We start from the raw sequence: 24,627 nt of genomic DNA, 5'->3' as shown, positions 1-24,627 counted from the left end.
CGCTTCAACCCATGTCCCTGCAAACCTTGCCCTTGCCGCCATCCGAACTGGGCGAATCGCCCTTCTGGCACCCCACGGAAAAATCCCTTTACTGGTGTGACATTCAGGGACAAGCGGTGCATGCATGGCATCCCGAAAGCGGCCGCCACCGGCAATGGCGCATGCCCAGCGAGCCCGGCTGTTGCGCGCCGGCGCCCGACGGACGTTTGGTAATCGGGTTACGAAACGGTTTCTATCTTCTGGACACGGCTAAGGACAGCGCAGACCCCACCGCCCTCACCTGCCTGGCCCTGCTGCCGCCGGAGCAGCACGACACCGCGGTCCTGCGCTTGAACGACGGCCGCTGCGATACCGCAGGCCGCTTCTGGGCGGGCTCGGTCATCACACCCCGCACAGCACCGAATGCCGCGCTGTGGCGCCTGCAGGCCGATGCCAGCAGCGCCACCGGCTACAGCGTGCGCCAGATGGCAGGCGACAACTTCACCGCCAACGGCCTGGCCTTCAGCCCCGACAACTGCACGATGTACTGGTCCAACACACCCGAACACCGCGTTGACCAGTTCGACTTTGATGTGTCTACCGGCGAGATCACCAACCGCCGCCCCTGGGTGCAGTTCGACCGCAAGGTGGACGGCCGACCCTACGACGGCCGACCCGATGGCGCGGCGGTGGATGTGGAGGGGAATTACTGGGTCGCTATGTATGAGGGGGCATGCGTGTTGCAACTCTCGCCAGCGGGTGAGGTGCTGCAGCGCATTGCGGTGCCGGTGCAGTGCCCGACCATGGTGTGTTTTGGGGGGGAGCATTTGCGGACATTGTTCATTACGTCGGCGCGGGCGGGGAGGCCTGTAGAAGAGCAGCAGGCGGCGATTCCGGCGGGGTCGCTGTTCAGCGTGCGGATGGAGGTGGCAGGACTGCCAGTCAACGCATTCCAATGTGCATAAGAAGGAGCGATCCAGCGTGCCCAGCGGCAATGCTTGCAGGCCCGTTTTCCCGGCTTACTGATTGGCCGTGTATCGCAGCCAGCCAGCAATCGTTCCGCTGCGTCCACCAGCATCCTTGGGATGCATCCGCCCTTCGCTGACGGGCACCTCTTCGAAGTCGAAAGGGCTCATTCCTTCAATACAGGCGACATTGATCCCGTATTGATGAGGAGAGGACCGGCGTTGATGAAACGTGTAGATGCCGCAGCGGGAACAAAAGTAGTGTTTGGCCTCACGCGTGTTGAACTGGTACAGGGTCAGTACATCCGCGCCTTGCAATACCTTCATATCGCTCAAGTTGGCAGAAACAGCCACCGCGCCACGCATGCGGCAGTAGGAGCAGTTGCATCTACGGGCACTGCGCAAGCCGTCTGCGAGCTGTATCTCAAACCGAACTGCACCGCAATGACAGGCCGCTTGGTACATGGGCCGACTTTCTGTGGCGATTTCGCTCATACACAAACCTCGTCCTTGGAAATGGCAGTAGCCGCCATTCTCCGCGCTCAAGTCCCCGCTGCCACCACTCCCAGCACGTCATAACACGCCCCCATGTTGTGATAATCCACCTTCCCCGCATTGCTCTTTTCGCGGGTGGTGTTGCGGTTGTCGCGGTGCAGGATGCGAAACCATGCGCCGTGTTCGTGGTCCACAAAATGCGCCCAGCAGTATGCCCAGATGCGGTCGTACCACTGCCAGTAACGCTCGTCGCCCGTGCACCCGGCTAGCACCGCAGCAGCGGCTAGGCTCTCAGCTTGCACCCAGTGGTATTTGCCGTCGTCGCAGATGCTGCCATCGGGCGCCATGCCGTAGTACAGGCCGCCGTGCTCAGCGTCCCAGCCGCGCTCCATGGCGGTATCAAACAGGCGCTGTGCACAGGGCAGGTGCCAATCAGCGGGTAGCAAAGCATCGAGTTGCAGCAGCAGTTTGGCCCATTCGGTCTGGTGGCCGATCTGGTAGCCCCAGGGGCGGAAGATGTTGCTGCGGTCGTGGCGGTTGTAGTCCCAGTCCACGGACCAGTCGGCGTGGAAGTGTTCCCACAACCACCCTTCAGCGGCGGGAGCAAGGGCGGCGGTGGACAGCGCGGCCTGCCGCTGGCAGATGCCTTGTGCGAGTTGCTCCGCACGCTCGATGTAGCGATGCTCGCCCGTGGCGCGGAAGGCCGAGATCATGGCCTCGCAGGCGTGCATGTTGGCGTTCTGGCCCCGGTAGCTGGTCAGCTGCCACTCGGGGCTGGCCTCGTCGGCATACAGGCCTGCGGCGGGTTGCCAGAAATGCTGTTCGGCGATATCAAAGGCCTCAGCCAGCCACGCGCGGGCTTCGGGCACTCCGGCCTCGTAAGCGCGGGCATAGGCCAGCATCACAAAGGCCATGCCGTAGCAGTGGCGCGTGGCGTCTTGCACGGTGGTGCGGCCATCCTGCCAGTCGATCAGCCAGGCGTAGCCGCCCGTGGCAGGGTCGAGGAACGCGGTGCGCAGGAACGTGAGCGCGTGCCGCATGCCCGCCTGATAACGCGCCTCCCCCGTGGTGCGGTAGAGCATGGCGTGCGTGACCACAAAACGGGTGGCGCTGACGAGGTGGCGGGTGTGCGTGTCGTAAACCGTGCCGTCGTCCAGAAAGAAGTGGAACTGCCCGCCGCTCGGGTCGGTGGCCACGGGGTCGTAGAACGCCATGGTGTCGCGCAGATGCTGGCGCAAAAAGGCAGCGGAGCGGAAGTCTGGCAGGGGCGGGATCGCCATGGCGTGTGTCTCCTGGTCTGTGGCTATGGGCAAGAAACCGCGCTAGTTTCTGCCGGTGGGGCGCCTGGTCTCGCGCCAGCGCTACCCCAAGGACGGTGCAGTGCCGTGAGAGTCAGGCCGCGTTGCGCAACAAGCCCAGCAGGCCCGCCGTGGAGCCATCGAGTCCGGCCACATCACCGCTCTCCAGGCGCGCCTCAATGTCCTTGGCCAGCACCTTGCCCAGCTCCACGCCCCATTGGTCAAAGCTGTTGATCCCCCACAGGCTGCCGCTCACAAACACGCGGTGCTCCTGCAGCGCAATCAATGCGCCCAACGAAGTGGGGGTGAGTGATTCGAGCAGCATCAGGGTGCTGGGGCGGTTGCCCGGAAAGTGCCGGTGGCCGTCGTCGCTGGCCTTGCCCACCATCAGCGCCTGCGTTTGCGCCAGCGCGTTGGCCAGCAGCTTTTGCTGGTGGCCCGGCAGCGGGTGTGATGCCTTGCGCACGGCCACGATCTCCAGCGGCAGCACGTCGGCGCCCTGGTGCAGCATCTGGAAGAACGCATGCTGGCCGTTGGTGCCGGGCTCGCCCCACAGCACGGGCGACGTCACGCACGCCAGCGTGCTGCCGTCCTGCGCCACACGCTTGCCATTGCTTTCCATCTCCAGCTGCTGCAGGTAGGCCGAGTACCGGCCCAGCGCCGCGTGATAGGGCGCGATGCAGCGGCTGGTAAAGCCGTGGAAGTTGCGGTACCAGACATCGAGCAGGCCCAGGCGCACGGGCAAGTTCTGCGCCAGCGGCGCGGTGCGGAAATGCTCGTCCATGGCATGCGCGCCCGCGAGGAAGTCGCGGAAGCCCTGCGCACCAATCGCGATGGCGATGGGCAGGCCAATGGCCGACCACAGCGAGTAACGGCCGCCCACCCAGTCCCAGAAACCGAAGGTGGTGGTAATGCCCAAGGCGCCAGCGGCTTCGATGTTGGTGGTGAGCGCTGCAAAGTGGCGGGCCACATCGCGACCGCCCTGGGCAGCAAACCACGCGAGCGCCGAGCGCGCGTTGGTCATGGTCTCTGCCGTGGTGAAGGTTTTGGACGCGATGAGGAACAGCGTGCTCTCGGGCCGCAAACCCTTGAGCACATGGTGCAGCTCGTGCCCATCCACGTTGGAGACAAAGTGAAAGCGCTTGCCGGGGATGCGGAACTCTTCGAGCGCACGCACGGCCATGTGCGGGCCCAGGTCCGACCCGCCGATGCCGATGTTCACCACGTCGGTGATGGCGGCATCGCTGCGCACCCGCTCGGCGTACTGCAGCATGGCGTCAAGCGTGTGGTGCACATCGGCCAGGCGCTGCGCGGTCTCGGGCACATCACCGGGCAGGGCCACGCCTGCAGGGCGGCGCAGCAGCGTGTGCAGCACGGCGCGGTTTTCGGTGGTGTTGATGGCCTCGCCAGCAAACATCGCATCGCGGTGTTGCACCAGGCCGCAGTCGCGGGCCAGGTCCAGCAGCAACGCTTCGGTATCGCGGTCCCACAGGTTCTTGGACAGGTCGGCAAACACATGCGGGGCCGACTGGCTGAAGGCGGCAAACCGCTGGGCGTCCTGCGCAAACGCCTGGCGCATGTCCAGGTGCTGGCCGTGGGAGGCGTAGTGGGCGGCCAACTGGGGCCACAGCGCAGACTGGTCGCAACGGAGAGGCATGGTCATCAAACAGGTAGGGTGAAAAGCGCGGAGATAGTAACTTGATTACACAATCAAATGGCTTATTGGCAGGTTCTTTTGAGTTACACGCAGTAGTAACAAGGCAGCATTCTTTGGAAAATCATGTAACGTGATTACAATCCCACACAACAAAACGAACCACCCCATCACGGAGACACCATGAGTTTTGACCTCGTCCTGTTCGGCGGCACCGGCGACCTTGCCTGGCGCAAGCTCATGCCCGCATTGTTTCAGGCCTTTCGGCATGGCACGCTGCCTGAGGGGGGGCGCATCATTGCGGTCGCACGCGACGACCTGAGCGACGAACAATACCGCAGCCTGATCCAGTCGCGGTTCGACAGCGTGGAACTGGCCAAGCGCCCCAGCCCGGACGAGTTTGCACGCTTCGCGGCACTGCTGCATTACCTGCGCATGGACCTGTCCAAAACCCAGGACTACGAACGCCTGGCAGAGACCCTGAAGGCGCGCGGCGCCCACTCGGTGGTGATGTACGTGGCGACCGCGCCCAGCCTGTTCACCAACGTGTGCGAGCAGATCGCCGCCGTGGGCCTGAACGGCCCCACCACCCGCGTGGTGCTGGAAAAGCCCCTGGGCCACGACCTGCAGTCCAACCAGGCCATCAACGACACGCTGCGTCGCGTGCTCAAGGAAGAACAGGTCTTCCGCATCGACCATTACCTGGGCAAGCCGTCGGTGCAGAACCTGTTTGCGCTGCGCTTTGGCAACGCGCTGTTCGAGCCCCTGTGGCGCCGCGAGACCATCGCCAACATCCAGATCACGATTGCCGAAGAGCTGGGCGTGGAATCGCGCGGTGCCTTCTACGACCAGACCGGTGCGCTGCGTGACATGGTGCAAAACCACGCCTTGCAACTGCTGTGCGCCATCGGCATGGAGCCGCCCATCAACTCCAGCGCCAACGCCATCCGCGACGAAAAGCTCAAGGTGCTGCAGTCGCTCAAGCCCTGGACGCTGGAGACCATCGGCCAGCACGTGATCCGTGGGCAGTACGCGGCCGGCAACCACCAGGGCCAGCCCGTGCCCGGCTACGCGCAAGAGAAAGGCGTGGCCGCCAGCAGCACCACCGAGACCTTTGTGGCGCTGCGCACCGAGATCAGCAACTGGCGCTGGGCGGGCGTGCCGTTTTACATCCGCACCGGCAAGCGGCTGGCGGGGCGCGACGCGCACATCGTCATCAACTTCCGGCCCGTGCCCCACCCCATCTTCAAGACCCCTGCGGGCGCCGCCAACCGCCTGGTGATCAACCTGCAACCCAAGGACGGGCTGGAACTGCACCTGATGGCGCAGGGCGCCGCCCAGCACCAGACCGAACCCGCGCTGTCGCAGGTGCACCTGAACCTGGACTTTGACCAGCGCTTTGGCACCGAGCGCGTGGGCGCCTACGAACGCTTGCTGCTCGACGTGATTGCGGGTCGCCTGAACCTGTTTGTGCGCAGCGACGAGCAGGAAGAAGCCTGGCGCTGGGTAGAGCCCATCCTGCAGTACTGGAAGAACGACCCGGCAGGCCCACGCCCCTACCCCGCCGGCAGTTGGGGGCCGCGTGCCGCCAGCGCGATGATTGCGCGCGACGGGTATTGCTGGAGCGAGGAGATGTGAGAGCCTCGCCACCGGTGGCTGCAGACATTCGCAGCCCCGGTCGCTGGGCCTTGTTTTCTTCAGGTCTGCGCAGCCTCGCTGTGCAGCCACGACAAAAAGGCCTCCACCGCCGGGCGCTTGGCGTGCCGCTCGGGGTACACCGCAAAATGCGCCTTCACCCGCACGGCCTGGTCCATGCCGAACGGGGCCTTCAGTCGGCCATCGGCCAGGTGCCCGCCTGCGTTGACGGCGCTCTCCAGGGCCACGCCCAGGCCTTGTGTAGCGGCATCCAGCGACATCTGTGCTCGGTCAAACCGCAGGGAGAAACGGTCGGGCGCCCGCAATTTGGTGAACCGGCCAAACCAGTCCGACCACTGCACGATGCTCACATTGCTCTGGATCAGCGGCAGGTCCAGCAACTGCTCCGCGCGCTTGAGCTTGTGCGCCTTGATGAAGGCCGGACTGGCGAGCGGCACGATCGCTTCCTCGAACAGCGGCTCCACCACCAGATCGCCCCATTGCGGAATGCCGTAGCGGATGTCGATGTCGGCCTGGCCGAGCGCGAAATCGCTGGGCGTGTGGGCGGCTGAGAGGTTGAGCGATATCTCCGGGTAGGCCTGCGCAAAGCGGTGCAGGCGCGGCATGAGCCACAGGCTGGCGATGCTGGGTGCCGTGTGCACATACAGGCTGTTGCGGATGCCATGCCGCAAATCGTCGGTGGCCGTGGCAATGGCGTTGAGCGCAGCCCCCACATGCATCAGGTAATGCTCGCCCGCAGGGCTCAGGCGCACCCCATGGGCGCTGCGCTCGAACAGGCGAATGTCCAGTTGCGCCTCCAGCCGCGAAACCTGGTGGCTGATGGCCGAGGCCGTGAGGTTCAGCTCCGCCGCGGCCAGCGCGAAGCTGCGGCGGCGTGCCACGGCCTCAAAGGCCTGCAGATTGGCAATGGGCGGCAAGGTGGGCATGGGGTGAACCCTGACGTTAGATGACGGAATGTCATCTTACGCTGATGATTCATCGCTTGTCATCATCTTGAGCGGCTTTGAGAATCGGCTCCCAGAACAGGAGACACCGCTTTGACAGCCGCCCTCACGGGCAGCGCGCAAGTCTCCTGCACCTTCACACCACAGGAGACAAGACACATGCTGCTCAAGGACCAGGTTGCCATCATTACCGGCGGGGCGGGACTCAACGGCCTCGGGTTTGCCACCGCCCGCCTGATGGCCGAGCAAGGCGCCAAAGTCGCCATCCTCGACCTCGAAGCCGCCGACCCTGCAGGCGCCGCCGCGCGGCTGGGCGAGGGCCACCTGGGCCTGGTGGCCGATGTGACCGACAAGACATCGTGCGAAGCCGCCGCCGCCCAGGTGCGTGCGCATCTCGGCCGTATCGACACGCTGGTCAACAACGCGGGCATCACCCAGCCCGTCAAGACGCTGGAGATCACCGGCGCCGACTACGACCGCATTCTTAACGTCAGCCTGCGCGGCACGCTGTACATGTCCCAGGCCGTGCTGCCCACACTGCGCGCGCAGCAAAGCGGCTCCATCATCTGCATCTCGTCGGTGTCAGCCCAGCGCGGCGGCGGCATTCTGGGCGGGCCCCACTACTCGGCCGCCAAGGCGGGCGTGCTGGGCCTGGCCCGAGCCATGGCCCGCGAGTTCGGCCCCGAGAACATCCGCGTCAACTGCATCACACCCGGACTGATCGGCACGGACATCATCAAGGGCAAGCTGACCGAAGAGAAGAAGGCCGAGATCGCGGAGACCATTCCACTGGCACGCCTGGGCCGGGCCGATGACATTGCCGGCGCCTGCGTGTTCCTGGCCAGCCCGCTGTCGACCTACTGCACCGGCATCACGCTCGATGTGAACGGCGGCATGCTGATCCACTGACCGCCTGCACTACATCTCAACAAACATAAACCAGGAGACAAACCATGCAACGCAAAACCTTCACCCGCACCTTGTTGGCAGCCGCCGCCTTGGCAGTGGCACTGCCCGGGCTCGCCCAGGCACAGACCATGAAGCTCACGCTGGGCCATGGCGCGGCCCCCGGCAATCCTCGCCACGAGGCCGCTGTCAAATTCGCCGAAACCCTCAAGGCCAAGACCGCAGGCCGCATCGAGGTGCAGGTGGCGCCCTCCGCCCAGCTGGGCGACGACGCTGCCATGGTCACGGCCGTGCGCACCGGCGCGCTGGACATGACGGCGAACTCGCAAGGCGCCGTGTCGGTGGCCGTGCCCGAGTACGCCGCCTACGGCATGCCGTTCATGTTCTCGACCCCCGCGCAGGCCTTCAAGCTGCTGGACGGCCCGCTGGGCCAGGAGCTGGCACAGAAGTCGGCCGACAAGGGCATGGTGGTGCTGGGCTATTGGGACAACGGCATCCGTCACATGACCAACAGCAAACGCCCCATCACCAAGGTCGAAGACATGAAGGGCTTAAAGATGCGCACCCCGCCTGACGCAGTGCTGGTGGACATCATGCAGGCGCTGGGTGCCGAGGCGCAGCAGATCAAGTTTGCCGAGCTGTACGTGGCGCTGCAGCAGGGCGTGGTCGATGGGCAGGAGAACCCGCTGGTCAACATCCACGCCAGCAAGCTGTACGAAGTGCAAAAGCACCTGGCACTGACGAGCCACATGTTCCAGATGACGCCGTTCCTCATGAGCAAGCGCACCTGGGACCGCCTGTCCGACGCGGACCGCAAGGCCGTGACCGAAGCGGCTGCCGAGGCCACGGCACTGCAGCGCAAGATGTCGCAAGAGGCCGACGACAAGCTGCTGGACGACCTCAAGGCCAAGGGCGTGCAAGTGACCACGGTGGACAAGGCCGCGTTTGCCAAGGCCACGGCTGCGGTGGACGCCAAGTGGCTGACCACGCCCATCGGGCCGTACCTCAAGAAAGTCATCGCCGCCGCGCGCTGACCGTTCGGGGCGCTGCGGCGCCTGTCCTCATTTTCCCGAAGCCGCTGCACGGGCCCCGGCCCTGCAGCCCAAGGAGTCTCCCGATGAACCTCATCGAATGGGCCGTTGTCGGCGTATGCCGAGTGCTGCTGTGGATCAGCACGTCCGTCATCTTCATCATCCTGGTGGCCAACACCGTGTTGCGCTACGCCACCGGCACCAGCCTGCAATGGGCCAATGAGGTGCCGGAGCTGCTGTTTCCGTGGCTGGTCATGTCTGGCGTGGTGCTGGCGGCAGCGCACGGTGCCCACATCACCACCAGCTTTCTGATGGACGCCGTACCGCCCGCGCTGCGCCGCTGGGCGGCCATCGGCAGCTGGCTGGTGGTGGCAGCGCTGTACGGCACGCTCGCTCGCGCCACCTTTCAGATGCTGGAGATCGTGCACGACGAGAAGTCGCCCATCCTGCAGGTGCCCGGGTCGCTCACCTATGGCTGCGTGATGGGTGGGCTGGTGATGCTGGCGCTGCTGGCGCTCAAGTCGGCCTGGAACGCGTGGGCCACGCCACCGGTGCCCAGCGCCCCCGATGCCGAGACCGCCGTGCCCGAGGCGCACTGGTAAGCCCCGCCACCCCTGCCAAGGATCTCACCATGAGCGCCCTCATTCTTTTTGTCTTTCTCGGCGCGGCCGTGCTGGCCATGCCCATTGCCCATGCGCTGCTGGTCGCGGCCATGGCGGCCGCCGCCACCTCCGACCGCGTGCCGCTCGATCTGCTGGTACAGCAGATGGTGGCGCAGGTGCAGAGTTTTCCGCTGATCGCGATCCCGTTCTTCATGCTCACCGGCTCGCTCATGATGGGCGGCCGCCTGGGGGCAGCGCTGGTGGGCGTGCTCAGCACGTTGATCGGCCGCTTTCACGGCGGACCCGCGCAGGTGGGCGTGCTGTCGTCCACGCTGTTCGGCGGCGTGTCGGGCTCGGCCGTGGCCGATGCCTCGGCCATCGGCTCACTGCTGATTCCCTGGCACAAGCGCCTGGGCTATCCACCCGCTTTTTCTGCCGCCACGCTGGCTGCAGCGGCCACCATCGACATCCTGATCCCGCCCTCGATCCCGATGATTCTGTTCGCCCTGACGGCCAATGCCTCCATCGCGGCACTTTTTGTCGCAGGCATCCTGCCTGGCATCCTGATGTGCGTGGGCTTCATGTTCATGTGCTGGTGGGTTGGCAAGCGCCGCAACTTCCCACGCGACACCACGCCCATCAACTGGAGTGAATTCCGCGTGCACCTGCTGTACTCGTCACCCGCGCTGCTGCTGCCGGTGCTGATCGTGTTGTTCCTGCGCTTTGGCATTGCCACACCCACCGAGGTGGCCGTGTTGTCCACGCTGTACGCTGCTGCGGTGTCGGTGGTGGTGTACCGCGACCTGTCGCTCAAGCGCCTGAACGATGCCGTGGTGCATGCGGGCCTGGCGACCGGCGTGGTGCTGCTGGTGATCATGGCCTCTGCCGCCATCGGCTGGCTGCTGACCTATGACCAGATGCCCACGGGAGTGGCCCACTGGATCCAGCAGAACGTGAGCCAGGGCTGGATCGTGATCCTGATCATGAACCTGCTGATGCTGTTCATCGGCATGTTCATCGACCTGCCCGCCGCCGTGTTGCTGCTGACCCCGGTGTTCCTGCCCCTGGCCGAAAGCATCGGCATGGACCCGGTGCAGCTGGGAATCATGATGGTGGTGAACCTGGCTGTGGGCCTCTACACCCCGCCCGTGGGCACCACGCTGTTCATCACCAGCGCGCTGGCCAAGGTCAAGGTGGGCCAGACGGTGCGCGAGCTGGGGCCGTTTTACTTCGTGGCCTTCCTAGTGCTGGCGCTGGTGTCTTACGTGCCGGCTTCGATCCTTCGCTGACCGCTTTTCTTCCCCCGCTTTCACACAGGAGAACTCCATGACTTCCGCCGCAGACAAACTGCAGGCGCTGGCCCGGTGCGCCCATCGCATCCGCCGCTACGCCGTTCGCATGGGTGAGGTTCAGGGCCAGGGCTACATCGGCCAGGCCCTGGGCTGGGCCGACGTGCTGGCCGTGGCCTACGGCCACGCACTGAACCTGCAACCCCAAGACCCCACCTGGGAGGGCCGTGACCGCTTTCTGCTCTCGCACGGCCACTACGCCATCGCCCACTACGCAGCGCTGATCGAAGCCGGCGTGATTCCGCAGGAGGAGCTGGAAACCTACGGCAGCGACGACAGCCGCCTGCCCATGAGCGGTATGGCCACGTACACACCGGGCATGGAAATCTCGGGCGGCTCGCTGGGCCAGGGCCTGGTGATCGGTGTGGGCATGGCACTGGGCCTGAAGCAGAAGAAGAACCCTGCCTTCGTCTACAACTCCATGAGCGACGGCGAGCTGGACGAAGGCTCGACCTGGGAGGCCGCGATGTCAGCCGCCCACCACCAGCTCGACAACCTGATCTGCCTGGTGGACATCAACAACCAGCAGGCCGACGGCCCCAGCAGCCAGGTGCTGGGCTTCGAGCCGCTGGCCGACAAGTGGCTGGCCTTTGGCTGGCATGTGCAGCGTGTTGATGGCAATGACCTGGCTGCCGTGCTGGCGGCCTTTGATACCGCGCGCAACCTCAAAGAGCCCAAGCCGCGCGTGATCCTGTTCAACACGCTGATGGGCAAGGGCGTGCCCTTCCTGGAGACGCGCGACAAGAACCACTTCATCCGCGTCGATCCGCCCGAGTGGCGGCAGGCCCTCGCCATCCTCGACCAGAACGCCCCCGAAGGAGCCGCCGCATGAACACCGTTGCCGAGAAAAAACCGCGCCTGACCACCTCCGCCATGATCGCCTCCATCGCGGGCGAAGGGCAGCGCGTCAAGGCCGCACCGTTTGGCAAGGCCCTGGTCGAACTGGCCGCCACCCGCCCCGAGATCGTGGGCATGACCGCCGACCTGGCCAAGTACACCGACCTGCACTTGTTTGCGCAGGCCTACCCCGAGCGCTTCTACCAGATGGGCATGGCCGAACAGCTGCTGATGGGCGCGGCGGGCGGGATGGCCAAGGAAGGCCTGATTCCTTTTGCCACCACCTACGCCGTGTTCGGTACACGCCGTGCTTACGACTTCATCCACCAGGTGATCGCCGAAGAAAACCTGAACGTGAAGATGTGCTGCGCGCTGCCCGGCCTGACCACCGGCTATGGCCCCAGCCACCAGGCCACCGAAGACCTGGCCATGATGCGCGGCATCCCCGGCCTGACCATCATCGACCCCTGCGATGCGCTCGACATCGAACAGGCCGTGCCGCAGATGGCGGCACACAACGGCCCCGTCTACATGCGCCTGCTGCGCGGCAACGTGCCGCTGGTGCTGGACGAGTACGACTACCAGTTCGAGCTGGGCAAGGCCAAGCGCCTGGTGGATGGCGACGAGGTGCTCATCATCTCCAGCGGCTTCATGACCATGCGCGCGCTGGAGGTGGCCCAGGCGCTGCAGGCCGACCGCATCGGCGTGAGCGTGCTGCATTGCCCCACCATCAAGCCACTCGATGTAGCAACGATCCTGGCCGAGGTGCAGCGCAAGCCGCGCCTGGTGGTGGTGGCGGAGAACCACTCGGTGGTCGGCGGCCTGGGCGAGGCCGTGGCCAGCGCACTGCTGCAAAACGGCATCCAGCCCGCGCGCTTCCGCCTGGCGGGGCTGCCCGATGCCTACCTGGATGCGGGGGCTTTGCCCACACTGCACGACCGCTACGGCATCAGCACCGATGCGTTGTCGGTGCGCGTCAAGGCGTGGTTGACATAGGGGCGTACCGAGGGGGGCAGGTCCGCGCTCTCTGCGCCAGCGCAATGGCCACTCCGTGTTGCTGTGGCGTTGCAGCGATGTGCAGGTTACCGCGCCCTGCCCTCTTCCACCAGCTCAATCGGCAACCCATCCGGGTCGGCAAAAAAGGTGAACAGTGCGCCCGTGAACGGGTCCACCCGCACCGGCTCCACCGCCACGCCATGGGCGGCCAAGGCGGCCACGCTGGCCCGCATGTCGGCCACGCGCAGGGCCAGGTGGCGCAGACCGCAGGCCTCGGGGTAAGACGGGCGAGACGGGGGATTGGGAAAAGAAAACAGCTCCACCTGCGTGCCATCGGGCAGTTGCAGGTCCAGCTTGTACGACTGCCGCTCGGCGCGGTAGTGCTCGTGCACCACCTGCAGGCCCAGCACCTCGGTGTAGAAGCGGCGGGAGCGCGCATAGTCGCTGGCAATGACGGCCACATGGTGCACGCCGGTGGGCCGGAGCATGGGCGGTGGTGCGCTGTTGCTGCTCATGCATCCGAGCCCGCAATGTCCAGCGCACGCGATGCGCCAAACAGCGCGGGTGTGGCGCTGGGGTCAATCACCCAGCAGGGAATCGTCGCCAGGTAAGACTGGAACCGCCCCTTGGATTCAAACCGCGCACGGAACGGCGACTGGTCAAACCACGTGCCCAGGCGCGGCACCATGCCGCCGCCGATGAACACGCCGCCGCGCGCGCCGAGCGTGAGCGCAAGATTGCCCGCCACGCTGCCCAGAAAGCCGCAGAACAGCTCCAGCGCCTCCAGCGCCAGCGGGTCGTTGGCTTGCAGGGCCAGCTCGGTCACCTGCGCGGCGGAGCTGACTTCCTTGCCGCCGCGCTGGGCCAGCCGGCGCAGCGCGTGGTACAGGTCCACCAGCCCGGCGCCACACACGGCGCGTTCGGCCGACACGTGGCCGTAGCGCTCTTGCAGGATGCCCAGCACATCGAATTCGCGCTGGGTCTGCGCGGCCAGCGTGACATGGCCGCCCTCGCCCGACAGCGGCATCCCCAGGCTGGAGCCGGGCGGAAACACCAGGCCCGACACGCCCAGGCCCGTGCCCGGGCCCAGCAGCGCAATCGCGGCTCCCGGCACGGCCTCGCCACCGCCGACGGGGCGCAGCTGCTCGGGCGTGAGCAGGGGCAGCGCCAGTGCGAGTGCAGTGAAGTCGTTGATGACCACCAGCCGCTCAAAACCAAACGCCTCGCGCACGGCGCGCTGCGAGAAGCTCCAGCTGTGGTTGGTCATGCGGATGGCGTCGCCCGTGACCGGGTTGGCGATGCCAAACGCCGCCTCGCGGGGCGTGGCGATGTTCACCTCGGCCAGGTAGGCCGACAGGGCAGCATCCACCGTGGGGAACTGAGCACAGGACAACACACGGGTGTCGTGCAGGGGGCCATCGGGCTGGTCTTGCCAGGCCAGGCGAATGTTGGTGCCGCCGATGTCGGCCAGCAGGCGCAGGGGTGTCATGTGGTGTTTTTAAGCAAAAACAGCTGCCAGCGCTAGTAGGACATGCGCTAGCAGCTATTGTTTCAATAGCAACCAGTGTGCTGTCCCGCAAATAGCTGCACGAAATGAAATCGATGGCATCGCGCCCAGGGCAAGGCGCAAACCGCAGTGATAGCAGTCGCTATCGCGAGGATTTGCAACGCAGCCCTGGGGGTGAGGACGCGATTTCATGTGCAGCTATTTGCGGGACAGCACACTACATGCAACGACCGGGCGGCGCATTCGCCGCGCGGCTCACGCCAGCCGATTCTCGCTGCTGGCGTCAAACCAGTGGGCGTTGGCGGGCTCTACCGCCAGGCCCACGGCGTCGCCGGGCTGCACGCGGGTCTGGGCATCGGTGCGCAGCGTGACGCTGCCTGCGGCCGTGTCCACCATCACATAGGTGTCAGGTCCCGTGGGCTCCACCACGCTGACGCGGCCGCGCCAGGGGGCGGTCTCCTGGATCACCAGGTGCTCGGGACGCACACCCAGCAGCACCTCGTTGGCGCTGACGGGGGCTGCCAGGTTCAGCGCCGCGCCCTGGATGCCAAACTGCCCCCCCGTGGCCGCGCCGCGCAGCAGGTTCATGGTGGGCGAGCCGATGAAGGTGGCCACATAGGTGTTGGCCGGGCGGTTGTAGATGTCGTCCGGCGTGCCCAACTGCTGCACCACGCCCCCCTTCATGACCGCGATGCGCGAGCCCAGCGTCATGGCCTCGACCTGGTCGTGTGTGACGTACACGCTGGTGATGCCGCTGGCCTGGTGCAAGCGTTTGATCTCGGCGCGCATCTCCACGCGCAGCTTGGCGTCCAGGTTGGACAGCGGCTCGTCAAACAAAAACAGCTGCGGCTGGCGCGCCAGTGCCCGGCCCATGGCCACGCGCTGGCGCTGGCCGCCCGACAGCTGGCTGGGCCGGCGGTCCAGCAGGTGACTGATCTGCAGCATGGCGGCCACTTCGTCGATGCGCTTTTGGCGCTCGGCCTTGGGCATCTTACGCATCTCCAGCGCAAAGCCGATGTTGTCGGCCACGCTCAAGGTGGGGTACAGCGCGTAGCTCTGGAACACCATGGCGATGTCGCGGTCGCGCGGGGGCATGCCCACCACGTTCTTGCCGCCGATGCGGATCTCGCCCTCGGTGGGCTCGTCCAGCCCCGCAATGATGTTGAGCAGCGTGGACTTGCCGCAGCCCGAGGGGCCGACCAGGATGAGGAACTCGCCGGGCGCGACGTGGATGTCCACCTTGCGCAGCACTTCCACGCTCTTGTCGCCCTTGCCAAAGCGCTTGTTGATGCCTGCAATGTCGAGTGATGACGCCATGATTTATCCCTTCACCGCGCCGGCCGTCAGCCCGCGCACAAAAAATTTACCAGCCAGCACATAGATCACCATCGTGGGCAAGCCCGCAATGATCGCGGCCGCCATGTCCACGTTGTAGGCCTTCACGCTGCTGCTGGTGTTGGCCAGGTTGTTGAGGCCCACGGTGATGGGCTTGGACTCGGTGCCCGAGAACACCACGCCGAACAGAAAGTCGTTCCAGATGTTGGTGAACTGCCAGATCAGCGTGACCATGACGATGGGCGTGGACAGCGGCAGCACGATGCGCCAGAAGATCTGCCAGAAGCTGGCGCCGTCCATGCGTGCTGCATTGACCAGCTCCTTGGGGATCGCTGCGTAGTAGTTGCGAAAGAACAGCGTGGTGCCCGCCAGGCCGGCCAGGCAGTGCACCAGCACCAGCCCGGTGATGGAGCTGGACAAGCCCAGCCAGCCCAGCACCTGGCTCATGGGCAGCAGCACCACCTGGAAGGGCATGAACACGCCAAACAGCAGCAGGCCAAACAAGGTGTCGCTGCCGCGAAACTTCCACAGGCTCAGCACATAGCCGTTGAGCGCGCCCCACACGGTAGAGATCAGCACGGCCGGCACGGCCATGGCCACCGAGTTCCAGAAGAACGGGCGCAGGCCGTTGCAGTCCACCCCCGTGCAGGCGGTGGACCAGGCCGTGCCCCAGGCCGACCAGTTCAGCGAGCCCGGCAGCGCCAGCAGCGAGGTGCTGCGGATCTCCTCGGCGTCCTTGAACGACGTGACCAGCATGGCGTACAGTGGCAGCAGAAAAAACGCGGTGGCCAGGGCCAGCACGCCATAGACCAGCAGGCGACCCACGGACGGAAAAACAGAGGGCTTAGCGGTCATGGGGTTTGCTCCGCAGTTCGCTGTAAAGGTAAGGAATCACCAGGGCCGCCACGGTGGCCAGCATCATGGTGGCGCTGGCCGCGCCCAGGCCGATCTGGCCGCGCGAGAACGACATGGTGTACATGAAGGTGGCGGGCACATCGGTGGCAAAGCCGGGGCCGCCCGCCGTGAGCGCCATCACCAGGTCAAAGCTCTTGATGGCCAGGTGCGACAGCACCATGAGCGTGGAGAAGAACACTGGGCGCAGCGCGGGCAGCACGATGCGCCAGTAGATGCGCGGTAGGGAGGCACCATCGACCTGCGCGGCCTTGATGATACTGTCGTCAATGCCGCGCAGCCCGGCGAGGAACAGCGCCATGGCAAAACCGGCGCTTTGCCAGATGCCGGCGATGACCACGCAGTAGATGGCCATCTCGGTGTCCACCAGCCAGCCAAATTCAAAGTTCGTGAAGCCCCAGTCGCGCACCATTTTTTCGATGCCCAGGCCGGGGTTGAGCAGCCACTTCCAGGCCGTACCGGTCACCACGAACGACAGCGCCATGGGGTACAGGTAAATGGTGCGCAGCGCGCCCTCGGCGCGGATTTTCTGGTCCAGCAGCACGGCCAGCACCACACCAATCACCAGCGATCCGCCTACATAGCCCACGCCAAAAATACCCAGGTTCTTCAGGGCGACCCACCAGCGGTCCATCTCCCACAGGCGCTCGTACTGCGCCAGGCCCGCCCATTCGTAGTTGGGCAGCATGCGCGATGCGGTAAGGCTGAGCACGCCGTTCCACACCATGAGGCCATAGATGAAGGCAAAACCCAGGACAAACGCCGGGGTCACCACCAGCCTGGGCAGCCAGGTTTCAAAGGAATTCTTCATTGCTTGCGAATCTCTCTTGCGTACGCACTGCACACGCTGCGTGCGCGGTAGGCGCTGTACGTGGTATCTCGATCAATCACTCAACCACCGTTTCACTCATTCACACATCCACTTTGTGTCACATGAAAAAAGGGGGGTGCGCACAGAGCACCCCCCAATGAACAAAGTGTTTACCTCAAACTAACTCGCTACTCACTCACTTAGAACCTGTTCAAAATCTGTTCGGGGATCGCATTGGAGTGCAATCGGGATGAGTGGATGCCTTGGATGCGCCGCATGGGCTCGTGCCCATGCAAGCAACCGAGGCGTCCAATCGCCAGATTTCACTCCAACCCTTCGGGCAAGTGCCTTGCCGGGCGGTCTGCGGCGTTGCGGCGCTTGTGGATAGCCAAGCTATCCACTGCGCACCGCGCCTTGCACCCCATCCCGGCAAGGTACTTGTGCGACCCCGAAAAGATCTTGAGCAGGTTCTTACCACCACACCTCGTACTGCACGCCCACCAGCGTGCGCGAGGTCTTGCCATTGGCGCCAAAGGTGCCTGCGTTGGCCACCGCCGCCGCCTGGTTCCAGTTGGCCTTGGTCACATACAGACGCAGCTCGGGACGCGACCAGAAGTCTTCATTCAGTGCCAGGGCACCCGCCAGCGTGACCTTGGACAGGCGCTGGTCCGGGCCACTGCCCTTGCGGGTGGTGGTGGACAGTTCCACCAGGCCCTTGAAGTTCTTGGTGAACGCGTACGAGCCACGGCCGCCCAGCGAGAAGTCCTTGGTCTCCACACCGGTCAGGTCAGCCTTGTTGGTCTGGTAGCCAATGAGGGCCTGGCCGCCAAACGGGCCGCTTTGCCAATTGATGGAGTCGGCGATGCGGGTGGCGCGCTTGCCTGCGCTGGTGCCCTCGATGGCCTCAAACTCCCCGTCGATGCGGGCATGGCCACGCGATGTCTGCAGGTACAGCGTGTTGGTGATGCTAGGCAGCAGGAACTCCTTTTGCGTGTGCATCAGCGAGATGCCAGAGCCCGAGCCGCCGCCCACCTGGTTCTTGCCCCCCACGGCCGTCAGCAGCACCCGCAGCTTGCCGCCGGGGTTGGTGTTGATGTCAGACAGGTCTGCGTTGATGCGGTGTGCCTTCACGTTGCCCGGCAGGCCGCCGTCAAACTTGTCGCCGGAGAACACGCCCACGCCCAGCTTCATGCCACCCACAGGTACGTCGGTCACACCGGCGCCGATGTTGTCGCCGTAGTTCAGCAGGAAGTAGTCGACGATGTGCACGTCCTGGATCCGCAGGCGGCGCTGGCCGACCCAGAACTTGGCTTCGGGCGAGAACGAGAAGCCGCTCATTTCCACAAACGCCTGTTCGGTGCTGATGTCGCCACTGCCCCACTTGGCGGGCATGTAGTTCACCTTCCAGTTGATGCCGCCGGCCTCGAAGCCCTTGGCAAAGTTGACTTCGATACCGTTGTCGCCTTCGTTGCCCAAGCGGTACTTTTGCAGCTCGCCGCCCAGCGTCAGGTTGCCCTTGACGCCGTCGGAGTGGTTGAACACGGGGCCACCGCGGGAGTAGCCGTTGAACTCAAAGCCTGCTACGTCCATAGCAAAGGCGCCATTCGCGCATGCGGCGGCCAAAGCCACCGCCGTGAGGCGGTTTCTTGTCTTCATGATGGGATCCCTCTGGGGTTGGTTTTAGTGCGTGCGGGTGCGTGTGTCGTACACGGCTTACTTGGTCTTCGCGGCGGCCGCGATCTTCTTCATGGCGTCGGCGACGCTCACCTTGTCGTCGTTCCAGAACTGGCTGACGACATCCTTGATCGCCCCTTCGGTGGCAGGCGCAATCGCCATGCCATGGGCCACGCTGGGCACCAGGCCACCGCTCTTGGCAGTGTCGGCAAAGTCTTTGCTGGACAGCTTGGCGCAGTCGTCAAACTTGTCCATCTTCTGTCCGGTGCGCACAGGGATCGAGCCCTTGTTGAGGTTGAACACCTCCTGGAACTCAGGGCTCATGATGGAGCTGGCCAGGTCGCTCTGCGCCTTCTGCGCTGCTGCGTCCTTGAGCTTGAACAGGATGAACGAGTCCACGTTGAAGGTGAACGCGTTGGCCGTGCCCGGTGCCGCTGCGCACTGGAAGTCCTTGCCCGGCGCCTTGTTGGCCGCGATGAACTCACCCTTGGCCCAGTCGCCCATCAGCTGGAAGCCCGCCTTGCCCTGAATGAGCATGGCCGTGGCAAGGTTCCAGTCGCGGCCGGGAGCGCCCGGGTCAGTGTAGGTCTTGATGCGGCGGAAGGTCTCCAGCGACTTCTTCATGGTGTCGCTGTTGATGGCCTTGTCGTCCAGTTTGACCAGTGCGTCCTGGTAGAACTTGGCACCGCCCACACCCAGCACCACGGATTCAAAGGTCGTGAAGTCCTGCCAGTTCTGACCTCCATGCGCCACGGGGATCAGGCCTGCGGCCTTGAGCTTGTCGGCAGCGGCAAAGAATTCGTCCCAGGTCTTGGGCATGCTGGCCACGCCAGCCTTCTTCAGCGCATCGGAGCTGGCCCACAGCCAGTTCACGCGGTGCACATTGACGGGGGCGGCCACGTAGCTGCCCTTGTACTTCATCACGTCGGCGACCACCTTGGGCAGCACGTCGTCCCACTTCTCGGTCTTGGCCAGCGCATCGACATTGGCCAGCACGCCTTCGGACGCCCATTCCTGGATGGCCGGGCCCTTGACCTGGGCGGCCGAGGGCGGGTTGCCCGAGATCACGCGGCTCTTGAGCACCGTCATGGCGCTGTCGCCACCGCCGCCCGCCACAGCAAAGTCGCGCCAGGTATGGCCCTTGGACTGCATGATCTTCTTGAGCTCGGCGGCCGACTTGGCCTCGCCGCCCGATGTCCAGTAGTGCAGGACCTCGACCTCCCCCGCGCTGGCAGACATCGCGGCCGCCAGGCCCACCGCCAGTGCGGCGATCTTTGTCATCTTCCACATACCCTTGTCTCCTCGACGTTGTTTTCCAGAATCCGTTGCTGCGCCGTGATACCGGTGCCGTTCAGCGCAGTCGGTACTTTAATTACAATAATTAATTTAATTCTCAGGGCTTTCCCTGAGAGTCGCAGCGGCCCCACAGCGGGGCCGTTGCGGGGGCCTTTGTTATGCTCAATCCATGGCCACGATACTGATTGTCGAAGACGACGCCCTCCTGCTCGACGCTCTCACCGGCCAGCTCAAGCAACTCGATTACAGCGTCTGCACCGCCAGCAGCGTGGCGCAGGCCATGGCGCTTTTGCAGACGCAGGCAGTGGACGGCATCATCCTGGACCTGGGCCTGCCCGGCGCCGACGGCATGGAACTGCTGACCTGGGCCCGCGCGCACATTGCCGGCCTGCCCGTGCTGATCCTCACCGCCCGCGACGGCGTCGATGACCGCGTGCTGGGCCTGAACGCCGGGGCCGACGACTACATCACCAAGCCCTTCAACATGCAGGAGCTGCAGGCCCGCCTGCAGGCCATGCTGCGCCGCGCACGCCAGCCCGCCTTCACCCAGGCCAGCAGCGCGGCGGGCGTTGCCAACACCACCATCGGCCCGCTGGTGCTGGACCACGCCAGCCATTCCGCCGCGCTGAACGGCGATCTGCTGGAGCTGACCCAGCGCGAGTGGGAGCTGCTGGAGCTGCTGGCCCACCGCTGCGGCGAAGTCGTCACCCGCGACGACGTGCTGGCCGCCTGGCGCGCCAGCCCGCCCGAGCCCGGCCAGACCGCCGCCCCGCTGAACTCCAATGCGCTGGAGGTGTATGTGCACCGCCTGCGCAAGAAGCTCGACCAGTCCAACCTGGTGATCCGCAATATCCGGGGGCTGGGGTACATGCTGAACAAGCCGTAGATGGCACACCCCCCTGAGTCGCTGCGCGCCTTCCCCCCGCTCTCGCTTCGCTGCGCTGCGCGGGCAGGGGGACGATGCCCTCGCTGCGGGGCGGCCCTTGCTCGGCATCCCGCGCCCCGGCCGCGCCAGTGTCACGCGTTGCGGGCTTTCACGACCTCCCGCCGTGGGGTTCGCTGACATGCGCCACGTACCTGGGGTCTCTCTTCAACGCAAGCTGCTTTTGTGGCTGCTGCTGCCGCAGCTGGTACTGTGGCTGTCGGGCGGGTTTCTGGCGTGGCGCATTGCACTGCAGAACGGCGAAAAGGGCATTGACCAGACGTTGACCCAGTCGGTGCGGGCGCTGGCGCGGCAGATCAAGCCGATTGGCGATGGGCTGCTGGTGGACTTTCCGAAGGCCGCGCAGGACATCCTGGAGCAGGACCCAGCCGACCGCATCACCTACATGGTGTCGTCCCCGCCCGGCCGCTTTTTGCTGGGCAACGCGCAGCTGCCGCCACCGCCCGCCCAGGTTGATGTGGCGGTGGGCGAGGCGTTTTTGTACCAGGCGCGGGTGGATGACAAACCGGTGCGCGTGGCCTTGCTGGATGTGGACTACGGCACCGCCTCCACCCGCCAGCGCCTGCGCGTGCAGGTGGCCCAGAGCCTCACGGTGCGCGAGCGCATTGCGCAGGAACTGCTGGAGCGCATGGTGTTCCCCATGGGCCTGATGGGCCTGGCCCTGAGCGCCGTGGTGTACGCCGGCGTGCTGCGCGGCCTGCAGCCCTTGAAGCGCCTGGAGGCGCAAATTGAGCGCGCAGGCGCGCAGCCCCACACGGGCACCACGCCGCTGCCGCCCATCGAGCTGACCTCTGCCCCGCAGGAAGTGCATTCGCTGGCCAGCACCATCAACCGCCTGCTGGAGACTGTGGCGCGTGGCCAGCAAAAGGAAAAGCGGTTTCTGAACGACGCTGCCCACCAGCTGCGCACGCCGCTCGCCGGCCTGATCGGCCAGACCGAGTTGGCCCTGCATGAGAGCCACGAACCCGCCGTGCAGGCCCGCCTGCAAAAGGTGCTGTCGGCCGCGCAACGCAGCGCGCACCTGGTGCACCAGCTGCTGCAGCTGGCGCGCTCAGAGTCGAACGTGGAGATGCAGTCCATCGACCTCGCCGCCCTGGCCCGCGAGGTGGCCCGCGAATGGGCCGCCCGCGCCCTGGCCCAGGGCATGGACCTGGGCTACGAGGGCGTGGACCATCTGCCCGCGCAGGGCCACCCGCTGTTGCTGCGCGAGGCGTTGAACAACCTCATCGACAACGCGCTGCACTACGCCGGCCTCGGCGCCACGGTGACGGTGCGCGTGGGCCATGAGGAGCCAGGGCACTGGGCACTACTGGTGGTGGAAGACGACGGGCCCGGTGTGCCAGCCGAGCACCTGGGCGATCTGTTTGCGCGGTTCTGGCGCGGGTCGGACAAGGCGGGCGGCTGTGGGCTGGGGTTGTCGATCGTGGAAGAGATCGCGCTGCGGCACGGGGGGCGGACGGTGGCGGAAGGGGTGGTGCCCAAGGGGTTGCGGGTGGGGATGCGGCTGCCTGCGGGGTGAGTTTTTGGTGTTTTTGGCTGGATGCGCTAGTGCTTCATGCCTTGGTAGCTATGATTTTTATAGTGAACTCCAGCCCTTCCGGGTGGGAGATTTCCGGTCGACGTTGACGGTCTAACGGACTGTTTCTGTGGAGGCTTGTGTACTTATCGGGTTGCTTGCCTAGGCTCAAGGCGGAGGCCGGGAGTCGCCCGGCGTGCGAGTAACTTTCTTTCGCGTCGCCGAAAGAAAGTCACCAAAGAAAGGGCGACCCTACTGCGCGCGTCCCTTCGCTGCGCTACGGGCAACCTGCGATGCTCGCACAGGGGGTGCGCCGCAGAACTCACTGCGCGCTACGCGCTCCGTTCAAACAACTGCGGCAAGTCAGTGCACGAAGTGCGTGTGTCCTTCGGCACACGCACGCACCCCCTGCCCTGCGCTTCTCGGCACGCGCAGAAGGGAACCCGAGGGACATCCACTCGGGCCATTGCTTCGCTACGCTGCGCTCGGCCCCCTCACGCGGGCGCATGCGCCACGCGCTGCGAAAGCTGGGCCGAGCGCAGCAGAGATGGCCCGTGTGGCTGTTCGGCTGTTCGGCTGTCCACCCCTGCTGGCTGCGCCTGCGGCGGGGCGGTTGCGGGGTGACACGCGCGTCGCAGCGCGCGTGCTTCGTGCTCTGACTCGCCGTGGCTGTCTGAACGAAGCTGCACCGCAGCGCAGTGAGTTCCACGGCGCACCCCGCAACCGCCCCGCCGCAGGTCTGCCCCTTCGCACCGCGAAGGGGTCGCAGACTGGGGGTCGCCTTTTCTTTGGTGACTTTCTTTTGGCGAAGCAAAAGAAAGTTACTCGCACGCCGGGCGACTCCCGGCCTCCGCCATCACCGCAAGCATGAGGCTAAATCAGCGCACTGATTTGCAAATAGCAAAAAACAAAAGCGGCCAGCACCTGCAACTCAGGGCACCAGCCGCTCAAAAAACCCACAACTTCAAGCAGCGAGGATCAGCTTCTCCAGCTTCACAGCATCCACCGCAAACGCCCGAATCCCCTCAGCCAGCTTCTCGGTCGCCATCGCGTCCTCGTTCAGAGCAAATCGGAACCCCGCCTCGTCATAGTTCACCGCTGGCAAGTCCATCGCCTTGGCCGCCTCCGCATCCAACGCCCGCTGCAACGGTGCATCACTCGCAGCCAGTTGCGCCAACAGCTCGGGCGCAATGGTCAACAGGTCGCACCCAGCCAGCGCCGTGATCTGCCCCACATTGCGGAAGCTCGCGCCCATCACCTCGGTGGCGATGCCAAAGCGCTTGTAGTGGTTGTAAATCTGCGTGACCGACTGCACACCGGGGTCGTTGGCGCCAGCGCGCGCGGCCTCGTCCCAGCCCGCGCCCGCCTGCTTTTTGTACCAGTCGTAAATACGTCCCACAAAGGGCGAGATCAGCTGCACCTTGGCCTGGCCGCAAGCCACGGCCTGGGCGAACGAGAACAGCAGCGTGAGGTTGGTGTGGATGCCCTTGCGCTCCAGCTTTTCGGCGGCCTGAATGCCTTCCCACGTGGCCGCGATCTTGATGAGCACGCGGTCAATGTGAATGCCCTCGGCTTGGTACAGCTCTATGATGCGTTCGGCGCGCGTGACGGTGGCACTGGTGTCAAAGCTCAGGCGAGCGTCCACTTCGGTGGAGACGCGGCCGGGCACGTGGGTCAGGATCTCGCAGCCAAAACGCACCAGCAGGCGGTCGATCACCTCGTCCATCGCGCGCCCTTGCCACTTGGCAACGGTGTCCTTGAGCAAGGGTGCGTATTCGGGCTTCTGCACCGCCTTGAGGATCAGCGAAGGGTTGGTCGTCGCGTCCTGCGGACGGAACTGGGCCAGTTGCAGAAAGTCGCCGGTGTCGGCAACCACAGTAGTGAACTGTTTGAGGGCGTCGAGTTGGTTCGTCATGGCGCC

General features: G+C 65.2%; 22 protein-coding genes. 10 read left to right on the top strand and 12 right to left on the bottom strand.

Annotation, left to right across the window (positions count from 1 at the left end):
- Positions 1-11 precede the first annotated feature (11 nt).
- A complete protein-coding gene (locus ACOYR4_RS04510; protein ID WP_422848778.1) occupies positions 12-944 on the top strand; it encodes an SMP-30/gluconolactonase/LRE family protein in 933 nt (310 codons plus the stop codon).
- Positions 945-998: 54 nt separating this feature from the next.
- On the opposite strand, the gene ACOYR4_RS04505 is transcribed toward ACOYR4_RS04510, so the two are convergent.
- The 3 genes from ACOYR4_RS04505 to pgi all read right to left on the bottom strand — a co-directional run bounded on the left by ACOYR4_RS04505 (position 999) and on the right by pgi (position 4,400).
- Entirely contained in the window at positions 999-1,439 is a 441-nt protein-coding gene (locus ACOYR4_RS04505; protein ID WP_422848777.1) for a GFA family protein, read from the bottom strand.
- A 47-nt stretch (positions 1,440-1,486) separates the two neighbouring features.
- Positions 1,487-2,719, bottom strand: coding sequence for an AGE family epimerase/isomerase (locus tag ACOYR4_RS04500; RefSeq protein ID WP_422848776.1), 1,233 nt, complete (start codon positions 2,717-2,719; stop codon positions 1,487-1,489).
- 112 nt (positions 2,720-2,831) lie between these two features.
- Positions 2,832-4,400, bottom strand: a complete 1,569-nt coding sequence (pgi, locus tag ACOYR4_RS04495) for a glucose-6-phosphate isomerase (RefSeq protein ID WP_422848775.1) — start codon at positions 4,398-4,400, stop codon at positions 2,832-2,834.
- A 174-nt stretch (positions 4,401-4,574) separates the two neighbouring features.
- Here pgi and zwf point away from each other — a divergent pair, with 174 nt between their 5' ends.
- Positions 4,575-6,029, top strand: a complete 1,455-nt coding sequence (gene zwf, locus ACOYR4_RS04490; RefSeq protein WP_422848774.1) for a glucose-6-phosphate dehydrogenase — start codon at positions 4,575-4,577, stop codon at positions 6,027-6,029.
- A gap of 59 nt (positions 6,030-6,088) precedes the next feature.
- Here the strand turns inward: zwf and ACOYR4_RS04485 are convergent, their stop codons facing one another.
- Positions 6,089-6,973, bottom strand: coding sequence for a LysR substrate-binding domain-containing protein (locus ACOYR4_RS04485; RefSeq protein WP_056058464.1), 885 nt, complete (start codon positions 6,971-6,973; stop codon positions 6,089-6,091).
- Positions 6,974-7,150: 177 nt separating this feature from the next.
- Here ACOYR4_RS04485 and ACOYR4_RS04480 point away from each other — a divergent pair, with 177 nt between their 5' ends.
- The 6 genes from ACOYR4_RS04480 to ACOYR4_RS04455 all read left to right on the top strand — a co-directional run bounded on the left by ACOYR4_RS04480 (position 7,151) and on the right by ACOYR4_RS04455 (position 12,712).
- Positions 7,151-7,900 (top strand): SDR family NAD(P)-dependent oxidoreductase, encoded by a 750-nt coding sequence (locus tag ACOYR4_RS04480; RefSeq protein ID WP_422848773.1) that lies wholly within the window; start codon positions 7,151-7,153, stop codon positions 7,898-7,900.
- Positions 7,901-7,944: 44 nt separating this feature from the next.
- Positions 7,945-8,931 (top strand): TRAP transporter substrate-binding protein, encoded by a 987-nt coding sequence (locus ACOYR4_RS04475; RefSeq protein WP_422848772.1) that lies wholly within the window; start codon positions 7,945-7,947, stop codon positions 8,929-8,931.
- An 83-nt stretch (positions 8,932-9,014) separates the two neighbouring features.
- Entirely contained in the window at positions 9,015-9,530 is a 516-nt protein-coding gene (locus ACOYR4_RS04470; RefSeq protein WP_110959784.1) for a TRAP transporter small permease, read from the top strand.
- 29 nt (positions 9,531-9,559) lie between these two features.
- Entirely contained in the window at positions 9,560-10,819 is a 1,260-nt protein-coding gene (locus ACOYR4_RS04465) for a TRAP transporter large permease (RefSeq protein ID WP_056058450.1), read from the top strand.
- Positions 10,820-10,856: 37 nt separating this feature from the next.
- Positions 10,857-11,711, top strand: coding sequence for a transketolase (locus ACOYR4_RS04460; RefSeq protein ID WP_422848771.1), 855 nt, complete (start codon positions 10,857-10,859; stop codon positions 11,709-11,711).
- Positions 11,708-12,712, top strand: a complete 1,005-nt coding sequence (locus tag ACOYR4_RS04455) for a transketolase family protein (RefSeq protein WP_422848770.1) — start codon at positions 11,708-11,710, stop codon at positions 12,710-12,712. Before ACOYR4_RS04460 ends, ACOYR4_RS04455 begins: the two co-directional genes overlap by 4 nt.
- 86 nt (positions 12,713-12,798) lie before the next feature.
- Here ACOYR4_RS04455 and ACOYR4_RS04450 read toward each other — a convergent pair whose 3' ends face one another.
- From ACOYR4_RS04450 to ACOYR4_RS04420, 7 genes are all read right to left on the bottom strand, one after another.
- Positions 12,799-13,227 (bottom strand): VOC family protein, encoded by a 429-nt coding sequence (locus ACOYR4_RS04450; RefSeq protein WP_422848769.1) that lies wholly within the window; start codon positions 13,225-13,227, stop codon positions 12,799-12,801.
- Positions 13,224-14,201 (bottom strand): glucokinase, encoded by a 978-nt coding sequence (glk, locus tag ACOYR4_RS04445; RefSeq protein ID WP_422848768.1) that lies wholly within the window; start codon positions 14,199-14,201, stop codon positions 13,224-13,226. The genes ACOYR4_RS04450 and glk overlap by 4 nt, the downstream gene beginning before the upstream one ends.
- Before the next feature lie 273 nt (positions 14,202-14,474).
- A complete protein-coding gene (locus ACOYR4_RS04440) occupies positions 14,475-15,536 on the bottom strand; it encodes an ABC transporter ATP-binding protein (protein WP_422848767.1) in 1,062 nt (353 codons plus the stop codon).
- A 3-nt stretch (positions 15,537-15,539) separates the two neighbouring features.
- Positions 15,540-16,409, bottom strand: coding sequence for a carbohydrate ABC transporter permease (locus tag ACOYR4_RS04435; RefSeq protein ID WP_110959791.1), 870 nt, complete (start codon positions 16,407-16,409; stop codon positions 15,540-15,542).
- The gene (locus tag ACOYR4_RS04430) at positions 16,399-17,277 is read right to left on the bottom strand and encodes a carbohydrate ABC transporter permease (RefSeq protein ID WP_015012611.1); all 879 of its coding nucleotides are present in this window, start codon (positions 17,275-17,277) and stop codon (positions 16,399-16,401) included. The genes ACOYR4_RS04435 and ACOYR4_RS04430 overlap by 11 nt, the downstream gene beginning before the upstream one ends.
- Before the next feature lie 471 nt (positions 17,278-17,748).
- Positions 17,749-18,867 carry a carbohydrate porin gene (locus tag ACOYR4_RS04425; protein ID WP_422849621.1) on the bottom strand — a complete coding sequence of 373 codons (1,119 nt, stop codon included), beginning with the start codon at positions 18,865-18,867 and terminating at the stop codon, positions 17,749-17,751.
- 123 nt (positions 18,868-18,990) lie between these two features.
- On the bottom strand, positions 18,991-20,241 hold the full coding sequence (locus tag ACOYR4_RS04420) for an ABC transporter substrate-binding protein (protein WP_015012609.1): 1,251 nt from the start codon (positions 20,239-20,241) through the stop codon (positions 18,991-18,993).
- Positions 20,242-20,416: 175 nt separating this feature from the next.
- Here ACOYR4_RS04420 and ACOYR4_RS04415 point away from each other — a divergent pair, with 175 nt between their 5' ends.
- The gene (locus ACOYR4_RS04415) at positions 20,417-21,133 is read left to right on the top strand and encodes a response regulator transcription factor (protein WP_015012608.1); all 717 of its coding nucleotides are present in this window, start codon (positions 20,417-20,419) and stop codon (positions 21,131-21,133) included.
- 178 nt (positions 21,134-21,311) lie between these two features.
- The gene (locus ACOYR4_RS04410; RefSeq protein ID WP_422848766.1) at positions 21,312-22,709 is read left to right on the top strand and encodes a sensor histidine kinase; all 1,398 of its coding nucleotides are present in this window, start codon (positions 21,312-21,314) and stop codon (positions 22,707-22,709) included.
- 961 nt (positions 22,710-23,670) lie between these two features.
- On the opposite strand, the gene tal is transcribed toward ACOYR4_RS04410, so the two are convergent.
- The gene (tal, locus tag ACOYR4_RS04405; protein ID WP_060984164.1) at positions 23,671-24,621 is read right to left on the bottom strand and encodes a transaldolase; all 951 of its coding nucleotides are present in this window, start codon (positions 24,619-24,621) and stop codon (positions 23,671-23,673) included.
- Positions 24,622-24,627: the final 6 nt, after the last annotated feature.

It is taken from the genome of Acidovorax sp. M14, from assembly GCF_049331375.1.
GTDB lineage: Bacteria > Pseudomonadota > Gammaproteobacteria > Burkholderiales > Burkholderiaceae_C > Acidovorax.
The sequence above is the reverse complement of the archived record's forward strand: the minus strand, read 5'-3'. Positions and strand labels throughout refer to the sequence as shown.

Excerpts from the sequence above, each read along its gene's own strand:
- ACOYR4_RS04430 (WP_015012611.1), bottom strand. The coding sequence starts at position 17,277 with ATGAAGAATTCCTTTGAAACCTGGCTGCCCAGGCTGGTGGTGACCCCG.
- ACOYR4_RS04415 (WP_015012608.1), top strand. The coding sequence starts at position 20,417 with ATGGCCACGATACTGATTGTCGAAGACGACGCCCTCCTGCTCGACGCT.
- pgi (WP_422848775.1), bottom strand. The coding sequence starts at position 4,400 with ATGACCATGCCTCTCCGTTGCGACCAGTCTGCGCTGTGGCCCCAGTTG.
- ACOYR4_RS04480 (WP_422848773.1), top strand. The coding sequence starts at position 7,151 with ATGCTGCTCAAGGACCAGGTTGCCATCATTACCGGCGGGGCGGGACTC.
- ACOYR4_RS04500 (WP_422848776.1), bottom strand. The coding sequence starts at position 2,719 with ATGGCGATCCCGCCCCTGCCAGACTTCCGCTCCGCTGCCTTTTTGCGC.
- ACOYR4_RS04485 (WP_056058464.1), bottom strand. The coding sequence starts at position 6,973 with ATGCCCACCTTGCCGCCCATTGCCAATCTGCAGGCCTTTGAGGCCGTG.
- ACOYR4_RS04435 (WP_110959791.1), bottom strand. The coding sequence starts at position 16,409 with ATGACCGCTAAGCCCTCTGTTTTTCCGTCCGTGGGTCGCCTGCTGGTC.
- ACOYR4_RS04450 (WP_422848769.1), bottom strand. The coding sequence starts at position 13,227 with ATGAGCAGCAACAGCGCACCACCGCCCATGCTCCGGCCCACCGGCGTG.
- ACOYR4_RS04510 (WP_422848778.1), top strand. The coding sequence starts at position 12 with ATGTCCCTGCAAACCTTGCCCTTGCCGCCATCCGAACTGGGCGAATCG.
- ACOYR4_RS04465 (WP_056058450.1), top strand. The coding sequence starts at position 9,560 with ATGAGCGCCCTCATTCTTTTTGTCTTTCTCGGCGCGGCCGTGCTGGCC.
- glk (WP_422848768.1), bottom strand. The coding sequence starts at position 14,201 with ATGACACCCCTGCGCCTGCTGGCCGACATCGGCGGCACCAACATTCGC.
- ACOYR4_RS04505 (WP_422848777.1), bottom strand. The coding sequence starts at position 1,439 with ATGAGCGAAATCGCCACAGAAAGTCGGCCCATGTACCAAGCGGCCTGT.
- ACOYR4_RS04410 (WP_422848766.1), top strand. The coding sequence starts at position 21,312 with ATGCGCCACGTACCTGGGGTCTCTCTTCAACGCAAGCTGCTTTTGTGG.
- zwf (WP_422848774.1), top strand. The coding sequence starts at position 4,575 with ATGAGTTTTGACCTCGTCCTGTTCGGCGGCACCGGCGACCTTGCCTGG.
- ACOYR4_RS04420 (WP_015012609.1), bottom strand. The coding sequence starts at position 20,241 with ATGTGGAAGATGACAAAGATCGCCGCACTGGCGGTGGGCCTGGCGGCC.
- ACOYR4_RS04470 (WP_110959784.1), top strand. The coding sequence starts at position 9,015 with ATGAACCTCATCGAATGGGCCGTTGTCGGCGTATGCCGAGTGCTGCTG.
- ACOYR4_RS04440 (WP_422848767.1), bottom strand. The coding sequence starts at position 15,536 with ATGGCGTCATCACTCGACATTGCAGGCATCAACAAGCGCTTTGGCAAG.
- ACOYR4_RS04425 (WP_422849621.1), bottom strand. The coding sequence starts at position 18,867 with ATGGACGTAGCAGGCTTTGAGTTCAACGGCTACTCCCGCGGTGGCCCC.
- ACOYR4_RS04455 (WP_422848770.1), top strand. The coding sequence starts at position 11,708 with ATGAACACCGTTGCCGAGAAAAAACCGCGCCTGACCACCTCCGCCATG.
- ACOYR4_RS04475 (WP_422848772.1), top strand. The coding sequence starts at position 7,945 with ATGCAACGCAAAACCTTCACCCGCACCTTGTTGGCAGCCGCCGCCTTG.
- ACOYR4_RS04460 (WP_422848771.1), top strand. The coding sequence starts at position 10,857 with ATGACTTCCGCCGCAGACAAACTGCAGGCGCTGGCCCGGTGCGCCCAT.
- tal (WP_060984164.1), bottom strand. The coding sequence starts at position 24,621 with ATGACGAACCAACTCGACGCCCTCAAACAGTTCACTACTGTGGTTGCC.